This is a genomic window from Agarivorans sp. MS3-6 (genome assembly GCF_054112545.1).
In genome coordinates, this window is record NZ_CM134202.1 from 2,057,268 (window position 1) to 2,076,486 (window position 19,219).

Below are 19,219 nucleotides of genomic sequence, written 5' to 3' on the forward strand. Positions count from 1 at the left end.
GATTATGCCTCCAACTCAACATGTAGGATGTCGCCTTTTGCGCTCGGATTTTTTTCTGTAAAGCTAGCGGGGCGATGCTGTTCGCGTTCAGCCACAAACACCACGTTGTCATCACGCTGGTCACTGTTAATGAAGTGAGCAAAGCGCTTAAGCTGAGCTTCATCATTAATGGTATCGGTCCATTCACAACTGAAGTTTTCGATAAGCTTGGCGACATCGGCTTCTAGCTGCTGATTAATGCCTAACTTGTCATTCTCGATCACTTCACGCAGGTAATCTACGCCGCCTTCCAAATTTTCTAACCACACAGAAGTACGTTGTAATTTGTCAGCGGTACGGATGTAGAACATCATGAAACGGTCTACATACTTAATTAAGGTTGCTTGGTCTAAGTCAGCGGCTAGCAAATCACCGTGGCGAGGTTTCATGCCACCATTACCGCCAACATACATGTTCCACCCAGCATCGGTGGCAATAATGCCTAAATCTTTACCTTGAGCTTCAGCACACTCGCGAGTACAGCCTGATACACCAAACTTCATTTTGTGCGGAGTACGAATACCTTTATAGCGGTTTTCTAGCATTACCCCTAGACCAACACTGTCTTGCACACCAAAACGACACCAGGTGCTACCTACGCAGGTTTTCGCCATACGCAATGCTTTACCGTAGGCTTGGCCAGTTTCGTAACCCGCCTCAACAAGCTTGCGCCAAATGGTGGGTAAATCGTCTTTTTGTGCGCCAAATAAACCAATCCGCTGGGCACCGGTTACTTTGGTGTAAAGTGTGTACTCTTCCGCGACTTCCGCTAATACGGCCAGTGCTTTAGGCGTGACTTCGCCGCCAGGCATACGTGGAATAACCGAGTAAGTGCCATCTTTTTGCATGTTGCCAAGGAAATTATCATTGGTATCTTGCAGGCTAACCAGTTGTGGCGTTAATACGTGGTCCCCCCAGCATGACGCCATAATTGAGCCAACCGCAGGTTTACATACTTCACAGCCATAACCTTTACCATGTTTAGTCAGTACTTGGTCAAAGCTTTTTAGGCCTTCAATACGGATCAGGTGGAATAACTCTTGGCGTGAATATTCAAAGTGTTCACAGAGGTGGTTTTTGACTTCAACACCCGCTTTGGCAAGCTCGGCGTTAAGCACTTGGCCAATTAGCGGTAAACAACCACCACACCCCGTGCCGGCATTGGTAGAGGCCTTAATCTCAGCCACCGTGGTTTGTCCGTCGGCAACCGCTGCCGCTATCTTACCCTTGGTAACATCGAAGCAAGAACAAATCACAGCACTATCAGGCAATGAGTCAGCCCCCATTGTGGGTTTTTCACCCCCCGCATGAGCAGGCAAAATCAATGAATCGGGGTGTTCTGGCAGATCCATATTGTTCAGTTTAAGCTGAAGCAAGTTGCCGTAATCAGCAGTGTCACCCACCAATACCGCACCTAATAATTTTTTGCCATCTTCGGAAACGATTAAGCGTTTGTAAACGCCCTCTTCATCATTTTGGTATACGAAACTCTTACAGCCCGGCGTGCGACCATTAGCATCACCGATGCTACCTACCTTTACCCCGAGTAACTTAAGCTTGGCGCTCATGTCGGCGCCTTCAAAGGCATTATCTCGGTCTAATAAATGATCAACCGCCACTTGCGCCATTTTGTAACCAGGCGCCACTAAACCAAAGAAGCTTTCATTCCAAGAAGCACACTCGCCGATGGCGTAGATGTTCTGGTCTGAACTTAAACATTGATCATTAATGGCGATGCCGCCGCGCGGGGCTATCGCCAACTCTGACTGACGCGCTAATTTGTCTTGTGGGCGAATACCGGTAGAGAAAACGATGAAGTCAACTTCAAGTTTCGTGTCGTCAGCAAACTGCATCGTATTGCGCGCTTGCTCGCCTTGCGCCTGAATTTCTAAGGTATTTTTGCTGGTGTGCACTTGCACGCCCATACGTTCAATTTTATTGCGTAGTAATAAACCACCTTGCTGGTCTAATTGCTCAGCCATTAATACCGGTGCAAACTCAATCACGTGAGTTTCTACACCTAGCGCTTTTAGTGCGCCAGCGGCTTCTAGACCCAATAAGCCTCCGCCAACAACGGCACCACTTTTACTCTTTTTAGAGCAGGCCTCAATCGCTTTTAGATCTTCAATGGTGCGGTAGACAAAACAATCTTTGTTCTCACTGCCTTTAATCGGCGGCACCCACGGATAAGAGCCAGTGGCCATAACCAGTTTGTCATAGTTAATTTCACGACCCGTGCTTGAGTAAACCACTTGTTGGTCGCGATTGATGTTAATTGCGCGTTCACCCAACAATACTTCAATGCCGTGCTTCTCGTAGAAACCATGTTTAACTAACGACAACTCTTCAGCGGTGTGATGAGAAAAGTATGAAGACAAATGAACGCGGTCATAAGCGACGCGAGGTTCTTCACAGAAAACCGTCACGTCGAACTGGCTCAAATCGGCCTTTTCAACTAAATCTTCTAGGTAGCGATGACCAACCATACCGTTACCAATGACAACTAGCTTCAACTTGCTCATAGACTTCCTAGGGACAAAATCAAAATAATGCGCGGATAATAGGATGTAACAAAAATAAATAAATGATGTAGATCAATAACAACTTCAAACTACCCTAAAGAGGTATATCGCTCAAAAACCACACAGATGATGTAATTTCATTACACTTTGGTAATAAAGTGCCGCTAAAATAGACGTTTTTCTGAGAACGTGTTTTTGTAAACAAGACAAATTATTTTTTACAAAATCGCTATAAGTAACCAATATCAGCAAGTTTTGAAGCTCAATCATGCAAGCGAAGGGGCAGATAAAATCATAGTAAGGTTAACTAAATGTTATTTGACGCATCTGATGATTAATGACGGTTTACGCTCGACTTCCTGTGAGTCTTAAATGATGGATGGGGCGGCAATAGCTGCCACTAAAAGGCCCTAAACCACTGACCGTTAATTTCACGGTCACTACCGACAATATTTCTTTTATTTCCGATAACTTAACAGCTAACCCAGCGCCACTTCAGGCGTATCATCATAAATTCAAAGCCGCCAGAGCAAAATCAAATGAGCCGTCTAAAGCAACAATTAGGAATTAGCCAAGGAGTCGCCTTATTGGCTACCTCATTATTAGGAACAGGGATATTTGTGGTTCCAGCCATTGCTGCCAGTGTGGCCGAACGCCACTCGCTGGTTGCTTGGCTGCTGCTGATTGCCTTGGTATTACCTATCGCTTTTACTTTTGCCGCCTTAGGTAAGCGCTACCCACATGCCGGTGGAGCCGCGCACTTCGTAGGCAAAGCCTTGGGTGGGCATAGCGAAAAACTCACGGCGTTTTTGTTTATTTCCGTGCTACCTGTGGGTTTGCCTGCCGCCTTAGTCATGGCAACGGGCTTTTGGCAATCTTTATTCTCAATCAGCCCATTAATGGCTTTAGTCATTCAACTTGGTACGCTGCTCGCCATCCTATTACTGGGTTTAGGTGGTGCCAAGCTATCAGGGAATGTGCAAGGGCTTATTGCTTTAGCCATCATCGCTTTAGTGGCCGCACTGTGGTGGCAAGCGGATATAGTCATCACTGATTACGCCCTACCGGAGCAGCTCTCCAGCCCAAGTATCGCACCAGCACTAGCGGTAATGTTTTGGTGCTTTGTCGGCATTGAAGCTTTTGCCCATATGGGGGAAGAGTTTCGCCAGCCCAAGCGTGATTTCCCCATCGCTTTAATACTCGGGGTATTCGTGGCTGGTGCTGTCTATTGGGCAGCTTCGGTTGTGGTACTAAAATATGGTGCTTATGGTGACCAATTAGCCAATACTCAATCCCTGCCGCACATCGTTGCACTGCTGTTTGGTCAACAAGCCAGCTGGTTAGCCGCGATAATTGGTTATTTTGCTTGTTTCGCCAGCATCAATATTTACATTCAAGGATTCGCCCGATTATTGTGGAGCATGGCTGACGAGGGGCAACTTCCCAAAAAGCTGGCTTACTTATCGCCAAATAAAGTGCCAACTTATGCCTTATTTGCCATTGTGTTGGCCTGTGTGCTCAGTTGTTTTGTGGCTTGGTCATTTCAGTTAGCGCTAGATGATTTGATCCGCTATGCCAACGGTAACTTCATTATGGTGTATTTGCTCAGCATGCTGGCAGGCGTGGTTTTGCTTAAAGGCTTTGTGCGAATACTCGCTCTGATAGGCTGTGCATTATGCTGCTTGTTACTGCTCGCTCTGGGACTACAAAGTGTATATGCCTTGCTGTTATCGGTGATCTTTTTAGTGCTTGGTAGCGGCTGGGATAAATTGTCACAACGAAAGCTTGCTCAAAACAAAACTATTTCGTAGGCTAAAACTTCACCATCAAGGAAAAGCTATGACATGGTTAACCACACTGCCGCTAATCAGTCAGCTCGCGCTAATCACGCCCGCGACGTTAGCTAAACTGTGGCTGCTGCTTACCTTTTGCAGCGGTGAAGATTTGTTATAGATTGCTCACTGGCTGCGAAGCGCAGCCAGACTTTTGCCCTTCGTAGCCATTATTAAACACCAGAAATAAGGCACGAAGGACATGAATATAAGTAACTCACACCAGCGGGTAAGCGCTGTTATCGCCCGAATACCTCCCACAACCATCGGCTTAGCCTTAGCCTTACTCGCCACCGCGTTGTTTTCTTTAAAAGGTATTTGGATCAAGCTGGCTTACCTCGATGGCATTGATCCGGCAAGCCTTATGACTCTGCGCATGGCCTTTAGCTTACCAATATATTTAGCATTAGGCTTATTTTGGTGGCTGCGCGGACGGTTTACCAATAAACCCATCGCTAGCCATTTGCTCACCGCATCGTTGGTCGGCATTGCTGGTTATTACCTTGCCAGCTATTTAGATTTAAGTGGCTTACAGTATATCTCTGCCCCACTCGAGCGAGTGGTGCTTTATGTCTATCCCAGCTTTACCATTTTATTAGCCTGGTTAGTGTATCAGCACAAACCACAAGCGGTGTTTATAGTAGCGCTGCCGATAAGTTGGTTAGGTGTAGCCTTAATGATGTGGAGTGAAACCAGCAACCAAGGCTTAAGCCAAGGAGTACTGCTTGGCACTGGCTTGGTGGTAGCGAGTGCATTTAGTTTTGCTTTCTATTTGGTCTTTAGTAAAGCCATTGTTAACCAAATAGGCAGCCAAGCTTTTACCTGTATAGCAATGATTGCTGCTAGCTTGGCAATATTCATTCACTTTTTCCTGCAGGATAGCTTAAACCCTCTAGACTCCTACCCTGAGCAGGTATATGTCTATGCTTTATACATGGCGATATTTTCAACGGTGATCCCTTCGTTTCTATTTAGCGAAGCGATTAACCGCATTGGCGCACAGCGCACTGCAATTTCAGGTAGTGCCGGCCCGGTGTTTACACTGTTAATGGCTAACTGGGTATTAGGCGACAGTATTAGCCTTTATCAGTTGGTCGGCATTGCGTTAGTGATTATGGCGGTGGCAATGCTCAACCGAAAATAGTCAAAGGCCTTAAGGCATCGCTAAACGGCTTGGCTATGCCTTAGCCTTTTACCCAGTTACACTGGGGGAACAGTGAAACAATGAACACCACGATGAGCACCCTTAAATACCTCAACGCTTACCCCGCAGAGTTAACTGAAAAAATCCAAATGCTGCTCGACCAGCAAAGGCTGGCCGAATTTTTGTTAACTAAATATCCAACAGTGCACACCATTCATAACGACAAAGAATTACGCGACTATGCGACCGAGCTTAAAAGTCGCTATATGCGAAAATCGGCCCCACTCAGCAAGGTCATTTACGACAAAAAAATCCATGTGGTGAAACATGCTTTAGGCTTACATAGCTATGTCTCGCGAGTACAGGGTAACAAGCTAAAAAGTAAAAATGAGATCCGCATAAGCAGCCTATTTCAAAAGGTGCCAGAACCATTTTTAAACATGATAGTGGTGCATGAACTGGCTCACTTAAAAGAAAAACAGCACGACAAAGCCTTTTATCAACTCTGCCAACATATGCTGCCTAATTATCACCAACTGGAGTTTGATACACGAGTATATTTAACCCAGTTAGAAATAATTGGGCCCATTTACTAACTCTTTTTAAAGGAGACTCTAACTGGCGATTTTAGCCTCCTGTTTACACAAAATAACCAAGCTATGTTTGGGCAAGCTACTTGCTTAGCCTATAGAGCAGGAACACCGGCCATGCCTATACTTCATCTAAATGCACTATCGCTTATGTTCCTTCGTGCCAATTGAGCTTAAATTAGCTATTGAGCTTATATAACTCTAAGCTAGAGGAACAAAGCGCTAAATAGCTTGAATGAAATACGCAACTTAAGATAGAGTAAATACTCTAATCCCATAAGGACAATGGCTCTGTGATTCAATACGTTTTTAGCCCATTACTCAAAACAATGTGGCCAATGTTATTATTGGCATTCTTTGCCACTCCCCCCGCGTTGGCGATTAGCTTTGAACAAGCTTGGCTTGAGGTGTTAGAGAAAAACGAAAGCCTGGCAGCCAATAAAGCTAGCGTAGCAAGATCAGAAGCGATGCGTGATGCCGCCAAAGACTTGTATTACCCCAAGGTAGATTTAACCGGTAACTATACGCGTTTAGAAAAACCGGTGTCTTTAGATTTAAAAGACTTGGAGCCGCTAGCGTCACTCGATTTAAGTGGCTTAGACCCTGCATTAGGGCAAATACTCGCACCATTATTAAACTTACCAACAGTCACTAATTTTACTGAACAAGATATTACTACCAGCTCGATTCGAGCCATTTGGCCTTTGTATACTGGTGGGCGGCGTGGTGCAGCGATAGATATCGCTCGCGAGCAAAATATTGAAGCAGGCAAAGTATTAGCCATGCAACAGCAGGCTAAATTTGAAGATTTAGCCAAAGTTTACTTTGGCGTAGTATTAGCCGCTCAAGTGGCTGAAACTTACAAAGATGTAGAAGATGGCCTAAGAAAACACCAGCGCAACGCTCTTAAACTTGAACAACAAGGCCAAATAGCCTTTGTTGAAAGACTACAGGCCGATGCGTCATTTGATAAAGCTAAAGTAGATACTAAAAAAGCCCTACGTAATTATGAGATTGCCCAACTGGCCCTGCGAGAGTTATTGCACAGCCAACAGGCGGTTGAACCCAGTACTCGCTTATTTACCGAAGAACAAATTCCCGAACTAGAAAGCTTTATGTCGCACACTTTAAATGGTTATCCGGGTTTAGCTATTCTTGACAGTAAAGCCGAGCAGGCCAAAAAAATGGTGACCATTGCTAAAGGAAGCTACCTACCCGAGGTGTATATGTTTGGTAACTACGACATCTACAAGGGCGATAGCTTAGCCGCCAAATATGCCCCCGATTGGATGGTAGGTGTAGGAGTGTCTGTCCCCCTAATTGATAACTCTGGTCGCTCAGGCAAAGTGTTGGCAGCCAATAGTACGCTGGTTCAAATTGGCTATATTCGCGCGCAAGCCGAGCGCGATTTGGGTTTGTTGGTGGAGAAGACTTATCGAGAAGCAGAGCAAGCACTAGAAGAATACCAAGGCTTAGAATCTACCTTGGCGCTATCGAAAGAAAATTTACGGATCCGCCTTAAAGCTTTTAGCCAAGGTTTAGCCACCTCATTAGATGTAGTGGATGCAGAAATGTATCAAGCCAGTGTAAAAACACAGCGTCAATCGGCGGCTTACCACCATGTCATTGCCTTAGCAAAACTCACCGCATTGAGCGGTGAAATGGCACAATTTTCACAATATTACCGTTTTGATTAGGGTTTAATTATTATGCGCAAGTTTTCTGCCGTTTTACCCATTGTTCCACTGATCGCGATTATCGCTTGGGTGGCGTACTCCTTTTGGCAAGCCTACCAGCCTAAACCGCATATTTTGCAGGGTCAAATTGAGGCTCAGCAATACAACATCTCGTCGAAAGTGGCAGGGCGCATTGACCAAGTGTTAGTGAGAAAAGGCGATAAAGTTGAGCCGGGGCAGTTGATTTTCTCTATCACTAGCCCAGAGTTAGACGCCAAATTAGAGCAAGCAAAAGCCGGGCAAGAAGCCGCCACTGCGATGGCCGATCAAGCTGAAAACGGTGCCCGCAGCCAAGAAATATCAGCCGCTAAAGATCAATGGCAAAAAGCACTCGCCGCTTCTAAGCTCGCTGAAAAAACCTACCAGCGCGTAGACAATTTATTTAATGATGGCGTAGTGTCTGAACAAAAACGTGATGAGGCATATACCCAATGGCAAGCGTCTCGTTATACCGAAAATGCCGCCTCACAAATGTATCAACTAGCCAAAGAAGGTGCTCGCGACGAAACTAAACGCGCCGCCTTAGAGCAAGTTCGCGCTGCTGCCGGCGTGGTTGCCGAAGTTGAAGCATTCTCTAGCGATACCTTAGTGAAAAGTTGGCACTCGGGTGAAGTAAGCCAGTTATTACTGCAAACGGGCGAATTAGCCCCTACTGGCTTTCCTGTGGTATCCATTATCGACATGCAAGACGCTTGGTTAATTTTACATGTGCGTGAAGACCAACTGAGCCAGTTCCAAAAAGGTCAGCAATTTAGTGCGAGCCTGCCCGCATTAGATCATCAAAGCTTCAAATTTGAAGTAGCGCATGTAGCAGTCATGGGCGACTTTGCCACTTGGCGTGCTACCGATAGCCGTACCGGCTTTGATTTACGCACGTTTGAAGTTGAAGCCAGACCCCTACAGCAGATTGAACAACTGCGTGTAGGCATGAGCGCAATCGTACAATTAGAGCAATAAGCTGATGCAGCCCTCAGCCACTAACAGATTGAGCGTCGGCCAATTATTTGCCCAGCAATGGTGCCTGCTGCGAGATAACCGCTGGCTAATGGCAATGCTCACTTGGTTGCCTTTAGTGGCCTTTCTTGGTGTGTGGTGGGTATTTTCTTCGGGCCTAACCCGTGATTTACACATAGCAGTGGTTGACCGCGACCATAGCCAGTTATCGCGCAGTTTAATTGCCCATTATGATGCGAACCCAAGCCTACAAGTGATTAGCGTAGCAGACGAAATCGAAGCGCGGCGGTTACTTCGCACAGCCGAAGTATCGGCTTTGGTGGTCATTCCTACAGATTTAGAGAAGCACACTAAACTGGCTCAAACGCCAACAGTTGCCGCTTATTACAATAGTCAGTTTATGGTGTTAGGTAAGCAGGTTAACTCAGCCCTACAGCAAAGCCATGGTACTTTTTCGGCTAAGGTAGGCGTGGCCCGAGCGCTAAGCCAAGGCAATACCCAAGTATTGCAAGCACTCAGTTCATCGGTGCCTATTCGCAATCAAATCAGCGCACTCTATAACGGTAACAGCAACTATGCGCAGTTCATTGTTTCTGCCGCTCTGCCCGCTTTTTGGCAAATACTGATCATGGTAGTGATGATTTTGGCCTTAAACGCTGAATTGCGAGACAACAGCTATAAACACTGGCTAGCCAATCAAGCTTGGCAAAAAATATCCGTGAAATTACTCTTCTTTGGCGGGCTACTTTGGCTCCAAGGTATTTTGTTATGTACCTTGATGTTTCATGGCTTTGACTGGCCGATGCGCGGCTCTTGGAGCGTATTATTACTGGCTTTGTTATTGTGTGTTATTGCTTCTCAGGCAATTGCTTTAATCTTCATGCTACTGTTTGAAGATATGGCGCGAGCATTAAGTTTTGCTGGCGCGCTTACCGCCCCCAGCTTCGCCTTTATGGGTATCACCTTTCCGGTGAGTGACATGCCATGGTTTGCGCAGTTTTGGCGACAACTCATCCCGGTAACTCACTACATTGAAGTTCAGGTTTCACAGGCTAACTATGGGGCAGGCTTATTACAATCACTCCCCTCATTACACACCCTACTGCTATTTTTTCTGGCTTTTATCAGCGCAGCCTGGCTAGTTAAAATTCGCTTCAGTTGTTCAGCAACAAGTGAGGTAAAAGCATGACTTGGTTAGTATTATTACAAATAGAAGCCCGCCGTATTTTAGCCAACCGAGCTTTATTGCTAACGGTATTTGGCGGGCTACTGTTATATGCTTTTTTATACCCGCAACCATACATTAAACAAACCCCTCTGCAGCAACCCATTGCGGTGATTAATGCCGATGGCAGCCAACTAAGCCGGCAACTCATTAGAATGGTGAATGCTAATCCGCTGCTCCAAGTGAGCCAGCAAGTATCCAGTATTGAAGAGGCCCAGCAACTATTGGTAGAGCGTCAGGTGGGTGGTTTACTGGTAATCCCTAAGCATTTTTATCGCGATGTATTAATGGGCCGCTCACCAACCCTCTCTTACGCCGGTGATGCCTCTTATTTCTTGGTGTATGGCACCATTGTACAAGGCTTAGCGACGACCTCAGCCACCCTAGCGGCACAAGTCAAGGTGGCTAAAATGGTGGTTGACGGCGTGCCTAGCTCTCTAGCTAGCACCTTATATTCACCGGTGAAACTGAGCGCTAACGCTGCCTTTAATACCCATCAAGGGTATTTGGATTATGTCATTCCCGCTGTATTTATTGTTATTTTGCACCAAACCTTACTGATTGCCATTGGCTTGCATGCTGGCCCCAGCATCCCAGCCACCAAACCCAACATGGGCCGCTTCTTTCCTGCATGGAAAATAGTGACTGTACGTAGCTTGTTGTTTGTTGCGATATATTGGTTAATGAGCAGCTTTTATATTGGTGTGGTTTTAGATTTTTACGGTGTACACCATTGGGCCAGTATTGGTGACATCAACAAACTATTGCTGCCTTTTTTACTCGCCACCAGTGGCTTGGCCATGTGCATCGCGGCCATATTACCTAATCGTGATTATGCCACCATTGTGGGTGTGATGACCTCGCTACCTATAGTATTTTTATGTGGGTTTATTTGGCCTATTAGTTCAATTCCTATGCCGCTCAACATTATTGCCGACTTAGTGCCCGCCAAACCAATGGTGCAAGGCATGTTAAAGATGAACCAGATGGGCGCGAGCTTTCAAGAAATACAGACACACTTTACCCATTTATGGATATTGGCCGCTTGCTACTTCAGTTTGGCCACTGCCATATTGTACCGGCAAACCCAATCATCACCGAAAATGGCTTTAATAAGCTCTGAAAAAGAGCCTCTGTAGATGAATCATTAATGGCCTACGTTTGTAGGCCGAGCTTGAGCTAATGATTAAAATCATAATATTCAATAGCTTAAACCAAACAACTCGCCATCACAAAAAACATACACAGAAGTAACAAATCATCAACACCGCTCACAGATCTATTTGTTTAAACTGTAAACAATTGTAGCCATGGTGGTATCTTAGCTAGGTAGAGCAATACGCTCGCACCTTACAGTCTGGTATTAGCCGGCTGTACGTGTGATTAGGCTGTTAGCCTAACGCATCAGTGATTAACATTGGATGGTGGGAAAAAATATGGAACAGTTTTATTTTACTTATTACGTGAATTACTTCGCTCGAAAAGCCAACAAGCTCAAGAAGGTCAAAGTACATTCATAATTGCTCTCGACACAACAGCCTGAAATTTAGTCACTTTTATTTTAGGTTTAAAGCCAGTGCCCTGTATGAGCACTGGCTTTTTTTATACGCCCCATAAACCCGAGTTGGCTAGAAAGTCACCGCAACCCGTAAGCCGGGCCGATTATTTTCCAATTTAATCTCCCCGCCATGCAAGCGAATAATGGCTCGTACTAAGGGTAAACCCAAGCCATAACCGGGGCTATTTCTGCTACTTTCCAAACGATACAAACGCTGGAACACCTTATCGGTTTCCTCCTCTGGGATCCCCGGGCCAGTGTCATTTAAGGCAAAACCATCACCGTTAATCATCAACTCAATATCACTCTGCTCTCCTGCATATTTACTGGCATTTTCCAGCAAATTATAAATAGCTCGAAACAACAAAGTGGCATCACCACTTATAGTACAAGGCTGCAAAATAGTGAGCTGTAAGTTTTGCTGCCTGTCTTGGCAGAGAGGCTGAATAAGCTCGATGGCATCTTCAGCAACGGTAGCTAAATCGACCGCTTTAAACGAAGATTTTTGTTGATGTTGCTCTAAACGCGTTAACTCTAACATCGCTGTAAAGGTGCTGAGTATTTGGTCTAACTCAGCTAACATTTGCGCCAATTGCTTGGCACCTATATCTTGATGTTCAACATCCAATAAGGCCTGCTCTATACGCAAGCGTAAGCGACTTAATGGGGTACGTAAATCATGAGCGACCGCGTCAGTAACACCCGCGATAGCTTGAAAAGAGTGCTCCACTTGGGCGAGCATTTTGTTGATGTGTTTAGCCATATGATCAAATTCATCATTACGCGGCCCGATCGGTACCCGCGCACTCAACTCCCCGGCTTCAACTTGCTGAGCAATATGATTAAAACTGTTTACTCTGCGCAATACTTGCGCCGAAAAAAACCAACCGGTCATTAAACCTAAGCCTAGTGCTAAGGCCAAAGCAACCATGCTGGCTTGAAGAAACAGCTCGCGTAAATCAAACAGGGCTTCATCATCGGTAGCCACCAGCAATTGGCCATTACTAAGGCTTTGAACACAGCCAGAAAACAACCGAATTTCATTATAGTTATATACCGGAAAGCGAGCGAGGCGCGGGCAAGTTTTAGCTCGTTTGGGGATAGAAGCCAAACGCCCATAGGTAGTATTGCCATCACTGTAAGCTAAAACAAACTGCTTAGATTGCTTTGCCTGCAAAGTAAATTGGCTAATGAAATCTTGCTGATTAAGCTCTTCGGCTAACAGCTGCTGCTGTTGCACTAATTGGCTTAATTGCTGGCTTTGGCTACGACCAAGTTGGCCAACGCTTAATTGATACAGCACCCACAGCAAAATACCCACCACCAGCATCAATAAGCCAGTATAAAGGCGGGTCAATCGCCAAACAGAGCTTGCTCGGTGGTTATTGCGCCACCATCCGGTAACCCACGCCACGTACGGTTTCAAGTAGTGGGCTAAGACCATCAAGTTCTACCTTTTTTCTTAAGCGTGCCACATGCACATCAATCACATTGGTTTGCGGGTCAAAATCATAATTCCATACGGCCTCAAACAACAAGGTACGAGTCACTACCTGACCAGCATGTTCCATTAAATAGCGAAGTAATTTAAATTCTTTTGGCTGTAACTGTATTTCTTGTTGGCCTCGCCATACTCTCCGTGCCAGTAAGTCCATACTCAAATCAGCTACCTGCAGTGTATTGGTTTGCGAATCAAGCTGACCACGTTGGCGTTGGGTTAAAATCTCAATTCGCACTAACAATTCAGCTAAGGCAAAAGGCTTCACTAAGTAATCATCACCGCCTTCTCGTAAGCCCTTGACCCGCTCATCTACGCTATCTAAGGCACTAAGGATGATCACTGGCAGAGTTTTATTGGCACTACGTAAAGTAGACAACACCGTCAGCCCATCAAGCTTTGGCAGCATTCGGTCCAATACAATGAGTTGGTAATCGTGCTCCAAGGCGAAAAATAAGCCTTGCTGACCATCACTGGCTACATCCACCTGATAACCTTGCTCAGTTAAAGCCCGTTGCAAGAATTGCTGGGTGGTTAAATCATCTTCTACAACGAGTATTCGCACGCAAACCTGCCCTTTGTTAGAAAGTCTTTGGCCAGTGCGAACACTGACCCTGCAGTGAATAACTTAGTGTTTAAGTACCGGTATCGTTTCACCGGTGGCCACATCAACAATAATTCGTTGTTTACCCTGTTCGCCTAGCAACTTGAATTTATAGAAAGTGATACCTTTCTCATTCTCCAATTCAAACTCCAGGACCTGCGCTTGATACTTAGTATTAAGCATAGCGACTGTTTGCTGCAAAGATAATTCTGATTGCGCTAATTGTTCTAAGGCTAAACGCTCATCATCATCTATTTTACTCACACCTAAAATACTGAGCTTACTGCTTTCATTTTTGAGCATTTCACCATCAGCTAAACTGAACTTAAGTTTGTGTTTTTGCTGTTGCGCTAAATTAATCACATCAAACTCGTAAACCGCTTGCCCCTTGTAGTCATCAAGCTCTAATTCTGTAATCTGGCCGGGGTAGCTATTGTGCACTTTTTCAATGGCTTGCTCTAAGCTAAAGCCGGCTTTTTTAATTGCTAAAGCCGATAAGGCATCATCATCAGCGACTGCAGCGGCGGAAGTAACAGCAATAACAGCGGCAACACATATTTTTTTCGACAGTTTAATAGGTAATTTCATTGGCTTATCCCAGTGAGTTAATTGACGCTGATTAGTTTACTAAAGGCAGCCTTACCGCAAGGTGGCTGCCAGATTACATTTTGTTCATGTTGGCCAAAGCGTAAATTACCCAGCACAGCAACAGCACAAAAGGGTAGTTAAGCACAAGCGCTCACAAACTTAAAATGATAAGTAGTAGCGCGAGACAAAGACTAATAAGCCTGATTCTTCACCAAGTGAGCATCTACCTGCTTGCTCAGTGCTTGGGTAAGATTACCGGCTATCGCATGGTGCTTTTGGTGAAGGTAATGATACAGCGGAACATAATCTAAAGCAGGACTAACCATTTTTACCTGAGAGTGCCAATTTTGTTTTACTACATATTCCCCCATGGTCTGCGGCAAAATAACCACATCTAGCCGCCCTCTGCTTAACATAGTTAAGGCTTGGTTAGCACTGCTAAGAAACAACAGCTTGTTGTGGTTTTTTAGTTTCGACTCTATGAACAAATGACCACGGACACCACCCACGCCATAGGCCTGTAGGCTTTGCCAGTTAACAATTTCCAGATCATCTCGCATCACAAAAGCTGCGATCGTGATGTATGCAATGGGTATAGGGATACGCAAATGATTTGGCAGAAATGGAGCGGCATATTCAGTTCTGGCCAGCTCAGCATCGATATCAATATTTTCTTTAGCTTGACGCAGTGAACGCTTGGCTGGCATTGGCACCAGCTCAATGTGATAACCCAATTCAGCATAAGCACGAGACAGCATGTTGACCACCTCAGGGTAGGCTGCAACATTTTCTACGGTAGAAATACGTAGATGTGGCTCATCGGCATACACCTTAGTGATAGCCAAAACCAGCATAAGTAGCAGAACAATTCTCATGCGTATGCCTATTCCTTAACCCATAAGGAGAGCAATAAAGACAACTTACCTTTTATTGTAGTTGACTAAATACTAACTAAGGTGAATAACGTGGCAAAAATTATCGTTAACTCAACTTAGCTTACTCACCCTTACTCAACCTATCGCTAAACCAATGAATTAACGCTTTATTTGAGTCTGTTTCTCGAGGTAACTTACCGCTACCATAATACAGAGCAAAGGCATCTTCGTGATAACTGTGAAAGTTAAAATGAGTTTGATATTCATCTACAACATCTAATACATCACTTATCCATTGCAAGCCTCCACGTTGCTGTTCAAAGCAAGCGCGAATACACCCAAATTCACCGAGGTATAGAGGGACTTGTTGCTGCTCGCCCCAACGCTCGATGGGTTCAATAAGGGTTTTGATTAGCGGCTTATCCCAAGCCACAATACCCTTAACCCCATGTTGAAAATCTAAGCGCAACTGCACACGGCTAGCCAGGCCTGTGCCCTGAGTTTTTATCCAACCAGATATTTGATAATAATGGTCGGCTTTAGGCACCACAAATTGTTGTGAACTGCCATTATTGGCATCACTAGAGGTAGCGCTAATTTGCAGCACATCCTCACCCGCTTGGCGAAAATGCTGAGAGCGTCCTCTTTGATTGGCCGACCACAAATACCAACCGGCTTGTTGGCTTAGGTCTATGTTAATTTCACGCAGTAACTGTTTGCCGTCTGGCGCGTATTCATTAATAACAACTTGCTTAAACCAGCTATCACCGGCGTTGTTTGCCGATACTAAGGCAGGGTAAATTAAGTCAACGTTTGGGTCTTTATATTGCAGCTTCTTCCCTTCAATGTATTGCCAATCATTGTTGCTGCTTACGATGGGGTTATCAAATTGTGCGCCGTACCAAGACGGAGAACCCACTACTTTTAAGCGCTGCAAATCAGGATAATAAGTGGGCGTTTGGTATTGACGCAACCAAGATGCTTGCTGATGGCTAAACGCCATGGGTTCATAGAAGTGGTATTGATAAACAATATTGGGGTCATTTAACTTAAAAAAGTTTTGCTGCTCATCAAGCTGCCATTGATTTTTCACCGCCAGCAACCGTTCTACAAAAATCATTTGCTGAGAATTTACCTGCCTAATTGCCGTCACTAACTCATTAGCTAAACGTTCCCATTGTTGCTTACTATGAGTAGTCACAGGTTCGTTAAGTAAATCTAAGGCCGCCACATTAGGGTGACCTTGATAACGCTTAGCAATGGCTTGCCATAAGCTAATCAAACGCAGCTGATTGTCTCGCTTATCCCACAAAGCGTCGCCTGCGCCGTTCGACTGAAAACCGCCTTGAGGAACATGTATATTAAGCACTAAATAAATGCCATGTTTCTCCGCCCACTGCACATTTTTATCTAACCAATCCCAGCCAGATTGATGGTATTGATATGGCGCGCTGTCACTCTCAAAGGTGTGATAATTTAGGTAAAAACGAATGCTATTAAAGCCCATGTCTTTCAGGCGCTTAAAGTCTTTTTCGTTATGATGTTGTGTTGGAATGCGGGTGTTAGCCCATACTTGGTTGCCAAAAGCCACGCCCTTCAAACGGACTTTTTCACCTTTTCCGTTAACAATATAACGGCCATCTACCCGTAGGCGTAAGTTGTCATCATAGCTTGACGGTGAGCGGTAAATATCTACGCTGTTTAGGCTGTCGGAGGGGGGAAATACTGGGTCATTAACGCTACAAGCACACAGTAAGACTAGGCCAGCGACACAGACCAGTAAGCGTTGAATAATTGTATTTATACCGTTGTGCATACTCTCTCACCAAGGTTTCTGAGCAGTATAGGCAATAACAAGGTCGATAAATGCGAGCCCAATCACTCTGACAACAGCAGGTTCCTCGTCACAATGAGCAACAACAGAGAATCAAACAAAAAATAATCCCGCTACCACATTTAGCAACTGGTGGTGTCTATTTGGTAAGTCATCGAAGGGGGAATAGTATATTTTTCTTGTATGTAAGATCTTATCTCGCTCTCACACCACACCACTGCCCGTTCATATTCTTGATAGCCGTTACCATAAGCGTTCCAGCATTGTAGTTCATCATTATAGCGATCCCACGGAAGCAGCGCTTTTGACTCGACAATGCGACAAGATGAATAAGTATTGGGATCGTCTCCGCCACCTGGGTCTAAGCAGCCAAATAAAAGTGCACTGGCAACGATCACTAAATATTGTGGTATCGAGTTATTAATCCGCATTGAGTTGAAAACCTTTTTTGAACGTCACTACGCTGGAACACGGCACACTGAAAAATACCGCCTCACGATCAACAACTGTTATTTCCAAATCTGAAAATGCTTGGCAAGCGACTAATGCACCGGACCTAGGAGCCAAACTGATATCTTGACCATAAATATCTAGAGAGATGTCTACTGAAGAATAATTTCTCAATTTGAGATAACTTTCGGCATGTTCAGCCACGACTACATGATTCAAAGGGCTGGTATCTACCCCCGCATTGGCGCTAAAGCCCCAGAACAGCAACACAGCCCCAAATAGTCTAAGCACTTCAGTTCTCCCTAACAAAAAAGCCACTTTAACAAGTGGCTTTTAATAATTCAATCAACAAGTTAATTACTATGCTTTATCAAGCGCTTGGCTCACATCGTTAATAATGTCACCGATGTTTTCAATACCTACCGAGATTCGAATCAAGTCGGCACTGACCCCTGCTTTGGCTAGCTCTTCGTCGTTTAACTGACGGTGAGTCGTAGAGGCCGGGTGACAAGCCAATGACTTAGCATCGCCTATGTTTACCAAGCGAAGAATCATTTCTAAGGCATCAATGAATCGACCACCAGCTTCTTTACCGCCTTTAATACCAAAGCTCAAAATACCCGAAGCTTTACCACCCGAGATTTTCTGGCAAATCTCATGGTATGGGCTGCTCGGCAAGGCCGCATAGTTTACCCACTCCACCTTAGGGTGCTGTTTTAAGTAGGCAGCCAAATGCTCGGCATTCTCACAATGACGCTCCATACGCAGGCCTAAAGTTTCTAAACCCTGTAAGATTTGGAAAGCGTTATAAGGTGAAATAGCCGCGCCAGTATTACGTAAAGGCACCACTCGACAACGGCCAATATATGCCACTGGGCCTAGCGCCTCGGTATATACCACGCCGTGGTAAGAAGGATCGGGCTCATTTAAGATTTTAAAACGGTCTTTGTTAGCCACCCAATCAAATTTGCCTGAATCAACGATAATGCCACCAATTGAGGTGCCATGGCCGCCGATATATTTGGTGAGAGAATGAATAACAATATCGGCACCTAACTCTATTGGCCGACACAAAAACGGCGTGGCTACGGTATTGTCTACCATTAAAGGCAGGCCATGCTTGTGCGCAATGTCGGCCAGTTTGACTAAGTCAACCACGTTACCGGCAGGGTTACCAATCGATTCACAGAAGATCGCACGGGTGTTTTCATCAATCGCGGCTTCAAAACCGGCAAAGTCATCCGCCGATACCATACGTACGTCAATCCCCTGCTTAGGGAAGCTGTGTGCAAACAGGTTATAGCTGCCGCCATAAAGCTGGCTGGTACTCACGATGTTGGTGCCTACTTCGCAGATACATTGAATGGCATAGGTAATGGCTGCCATGCCAGAGGCAAGAGCGAGACCAGCGATGCCGCCTTCCATGGCCGCTACACGCTTCTCTAAAACGTCAGTAGTGGGGTTCATAATGCGGGTATAAATGTTACCCGGCACTTTTAAATCAAACAGATCGGCACCGTGCTGAGTATCGTCAAAAGTGTATGAAGTTGTTTGGTAAATAGGCACTGCGGCGGCTTTGGTGGTAGCTTCTGATTCATAACCATGGTGAAGCGCTAAAGACTCTAATTTCATTACTGTTCTCGCTGCTTAGAGGAATAAAACAACCCTGCTTGCCATTACTGTAGATACTGGCAATTCCATTTACTGCTGGCCAACAGCAATAAACCAAGGATCACGTAGGTGACATTTAGTTTTAGCGCAATTTACGCC

At 45.2% G+C, this 19,219-nt stretch carries 16 protein-coding genes; 7 read left to right on the top strand and 9 right to left on the bottom strand.

Annotation, left to right across the window (positions count from 1 at the left end; all coding sequences use genetic code 11):
* Window positions 1–2: 2 nt before the first annotated feature.
* Window positions 3–2,561: a nitrite reductase large subunit NirB gene (gene nirB, locus ACVFI8_RS09370; protein ID WP_457873670.1), complete on the bottom strand. Its 2,559-nt coding sequence runs from the start codon at window positions 2,559–2,561 to the stop codon at window positions 3–5.
* A gap of 539 nt (window positions 2,562–3,100) precedes the next feature.
* Here nirB and yjeH point away from each other — a divergent pair.
* The 7 genes from yjeH (at window position 3,101) to ACVFI8_RS09405 (ending at window position 11,181) form a co-directional block, all read left to right on the top strand.
* Window positions 3,101–4,372 (top strand): L-methionine/branched-chain amino acid transporter, encoded by a 1,272-nt coding sequence (gene yjeH, locus ACVFI8_RS09375; RefSeq protein ID WP_248713725.1) that lies wholly within the window; start codon window positions 3,101–3,103, stop codon window positions 4,370–4,372.
* Between the two features lie 223 nt (window positions 4,373–4,595).
* Window positions 4,596–5,537: a DMT family transporter gene (locus tag ACVFI8_RS09380; protein WP_248713724.1), complete on the top strand. Its 942-nt coding sequence runs from the start codon at window positions 4,596–4,598 to the stop codon at window positions 5,535–5,537.
* 80 nt (window positions 5,538–5,617) lie between these two features.
* Complete coding sequence (locus tag ACVFI8_RS09385) at window positions 5,618–6,133, top strand: M48 metallopeptidase family protein (protein WP_248713723.1); 516 nt, start codon at window positions 5,618–5,620, stop codon at window positions 6,131–6,133.
* 287 nt (window positions 6,134–6,420) lie between these two features.
* Entirely contained in the window at window positions 6,421–7,824 is a 1,404-nt protein-coding gene (locus ACVFI8_RS09390) for a TolC family protein (RefSeq protein ID WP_457873671.1), read from the top strand.
* Between the two features lie 12 nt (window positions 7,825–7,836).
* A complete protein-coding gene (locus ACVFI8_RS09395) occupies window positions 7,837–8,820 on the top strand; it encodes an HlyD family secretion protein (protein ID WP_457873672.1) in 984 nt (327 codons plus the stop codon).
* A 4-nt stretch (window positions 8,821–8,824) separates the two neighbouring features.
* Complete coding sequence (locus tag ACVFI8_RS09400) at window positions 8,825–10,006, top strand: ABC transporter permease (protein WP_457873673.1); 1,182 nt, start codon at window positions 8,825–8,827, stop codon at window positions 10,004–10,006.
* Window positions 10,003–11,181: an ABC transporter permease gene (locus tag ACVFI8_RS09405; RefSeq protein ID WP_457873674.1), complete on the top strand. Its 1,179-nt coding sequence runs from the start codon at window positions 10,003–10,005 to the stop codon at window positions 11,179–11,181. The genes ACVFI8_RS09400 and ACVFI8_RS09405 overlap by 4 nt, the downstream gene beginning before the upstream one ends.
* A 489-nt stretch (window positions 11,182–11,670) precedes the next feature.
* On the opposite strand, the gene ACVFI8_RS09410 is transcribed toward ACVFI8_RS09405, so the two are convergent.
* The 8 genes from ACVFI8_RS09410 to ACVFI8_RS09445 all read right to left on the bottom strand — a co-directional run bounded on the left by ACVFI8_RS09410 (window position 11,671) and on the right by ACVFI8_RS09445 (window position 19,081).
* Complete coding sequence (locus tag ACVFI8_RS09410) at window positions 11,671–13,014, bottom strand: ATP-binding protein (RefSeq protein WP_457873675.1); 1,344 nt, start codon at window positions 13,012–13,014, stop codon at window positions 11,671–11,673.
* Window positions 12,983–13,663 carry a response regulator transcription factor gene (locus ACVFI8_RS09415; RefSeq protein WP_248713717.1) on the bottom strand — a complete coding sequence of 227 codons (681 nt, stop codon included), beginning with the start codon at window positions 13,661–13,663 and terminating at the stop codon, window positions 12,983–12,985. The genes ACVFI8_RS09410 and ACVFI8_RS09415 overlap by 32 nt, the downstream gene beginning before the upstream one ends.
* A gap of 63 nt (window positions 13,664–13,726) precedes the next feature.
* On the bottom strand, window positions 13,727–14,290 hold the full coding sequence (locus ACVFI8_RS09420; protein WP_248713716.1) for a PepSY domain-containing protein: 564 nt from the start codon (window positions 14,288–14,290) through the stop codon (window positions 13,727–13,729).
* A gap of 191 nt (window positions 14,291–14,481) precedes the next feature.
* Complete coding sequence (locus ACVFI8_RS09425) at window positions 14,482–15,165, bottom strand: substrate-binding periplasmic protein (RefSeq protein ID WP_457873676.1); 684 nt, start codon at window positions 15,163–15,165, stop codon at window positions 14,482–14,484.
* 121 nt (window positions 15,166–15,286) lie between these two features.
* Complete coding sequence (locus ACVFI8_RS09430; protein WP_457873677.1) at window positions 15,287–16,981, bottom strand: glycoside hydrolase family 5 protein; 1,695 nt, start codon at window positions 16,979–16,981, stop codon at window positions 15,287–15,289.
* Window positions 16,982–17,121: 140 nt separating this feature from the next.
* Window positions 17,122–17,430 (bottom strand): hypothetical protein, encoded by a 309-nt coding sequence (locus ACVFI8_RS09435; protein ID WP_457873678.1) that lies wholly within the window; start codon window positions 17,428–17,430, stop codon window positions 17,122–17,124.
* Window positions 17,420–17,740 (bottom strand): hypothetical protein, encoded by a 321-nt coding sequence (locus tag ACVFI8_RS09440; protein ID WP_457873679.1) that lies wholly within the window; start codon window positions 17,738–17,740, stop codon window positions 17,420–17,422. The genes ACVFI8_RS09435 and ACVFI8_RS09440 overlap by 11 nt, the downstream gene beginning before the upstream one ends.
* A 69-nt stretch (window positions 17,741–17,809) precedes the next feature.
* Window positions 17,810–19,081: an O-acetylhomoserine aminocarboxypropyltransferase/cysteine synthase family protein gene (locus tag ACVFI8_RS09445; RefSeq protein WP_457873680.1), complete on the bottom strand. Its 1,272-nt coding sequence runs from the start codon at window positions 19,079–19,081 to the stop codon at window positions 17,810–17,812.
* Between the last annotated feature and the right edge of the window lie 138 nt (window positions 19,082–19,219).

Coding starts and splice junctions, on each gene's coding strand:
- nirB (WP_457873670.1), bottom strand. CDS start 2,561: ATGAGCAAGTTGAAGCTAGTTGTCATTGGTAACGGTATGGTTGGTCAT.
- yjeH (WP_248713725.1), top strand. CDS start 3,101: ATGAGCCGTCTAAAGCAACAATTAGGAATTAGCCAAGGAGTCGCCTTA.
- ACVFI8_RS09380 (WP_248713724.1), top strand. CDS start 4,596: ATGAATATAAGTAACTCACACCAGCGGGTAAGCGCTGTTATCGCCCGA.
- ACVFI8_RS09385 (WP_248713723.1), top strand. CDS start 5,618: ATGAACACCACGATGAGCACCCTTAAATACCTCAACGCTTACCCCGCA.
- ACVFI8_RS09395 (WP_457873672.1), top strand. CDS start 7,837: ATGCGCAAGTTTTCTGCCGTTTTACCCATTGTTCCACTGATCGCGATT.
- ACVFI8_RS09400 (WP_457873673.1), top strand. CDS start 8,825: ATGCAGCCCTCAGCCACTAACAGATTGAGCGTCGGCCAATTATTTGCC.
- ACVFI8_RS09405 (WP_457873674.1), top strand. CDS start 10,003: ATGACTTGGTTAGTATTATTACAAATAGAAGCCCGCCGTATTTTAGCC.
- ACVFI8_RS09420 (WP_248713716.1), bottom strand. CDS start 14,290: ATGAAATTACCTATTAAACTGTCGAAAAAAATATGTGTTGCCGCTGTT.
- ACVFI8_RS09425 (WP_457873676.1), bottom strand. CDS start 15,165: ATGAGAATTGTTCTGCTACTTATGCTGGTTTTGGCTATCACTAAGGTG.
- ACVFI8_RS09430 (WP_457873677.1), bottom strand. CDS start 16,981: ATGCACAACGGTATAAATACAATTATTCAACGCTTACTGGTCTGTGTC.
- ACVFI8_RS09435 (WP_457873678.1), bottom strand. CDS start 17,430: ATGCGGATTAATAACTCGATACCACAATATTTAGTGATCGTTGCCAGT.
- ACVFI8_RS09445 (WP_457873680.1), bottom strand. CDS start 19,081: ATGAAATTAGAGTCTTTAGCGCTTCACCATGGTTATGAATCAGAAGCT.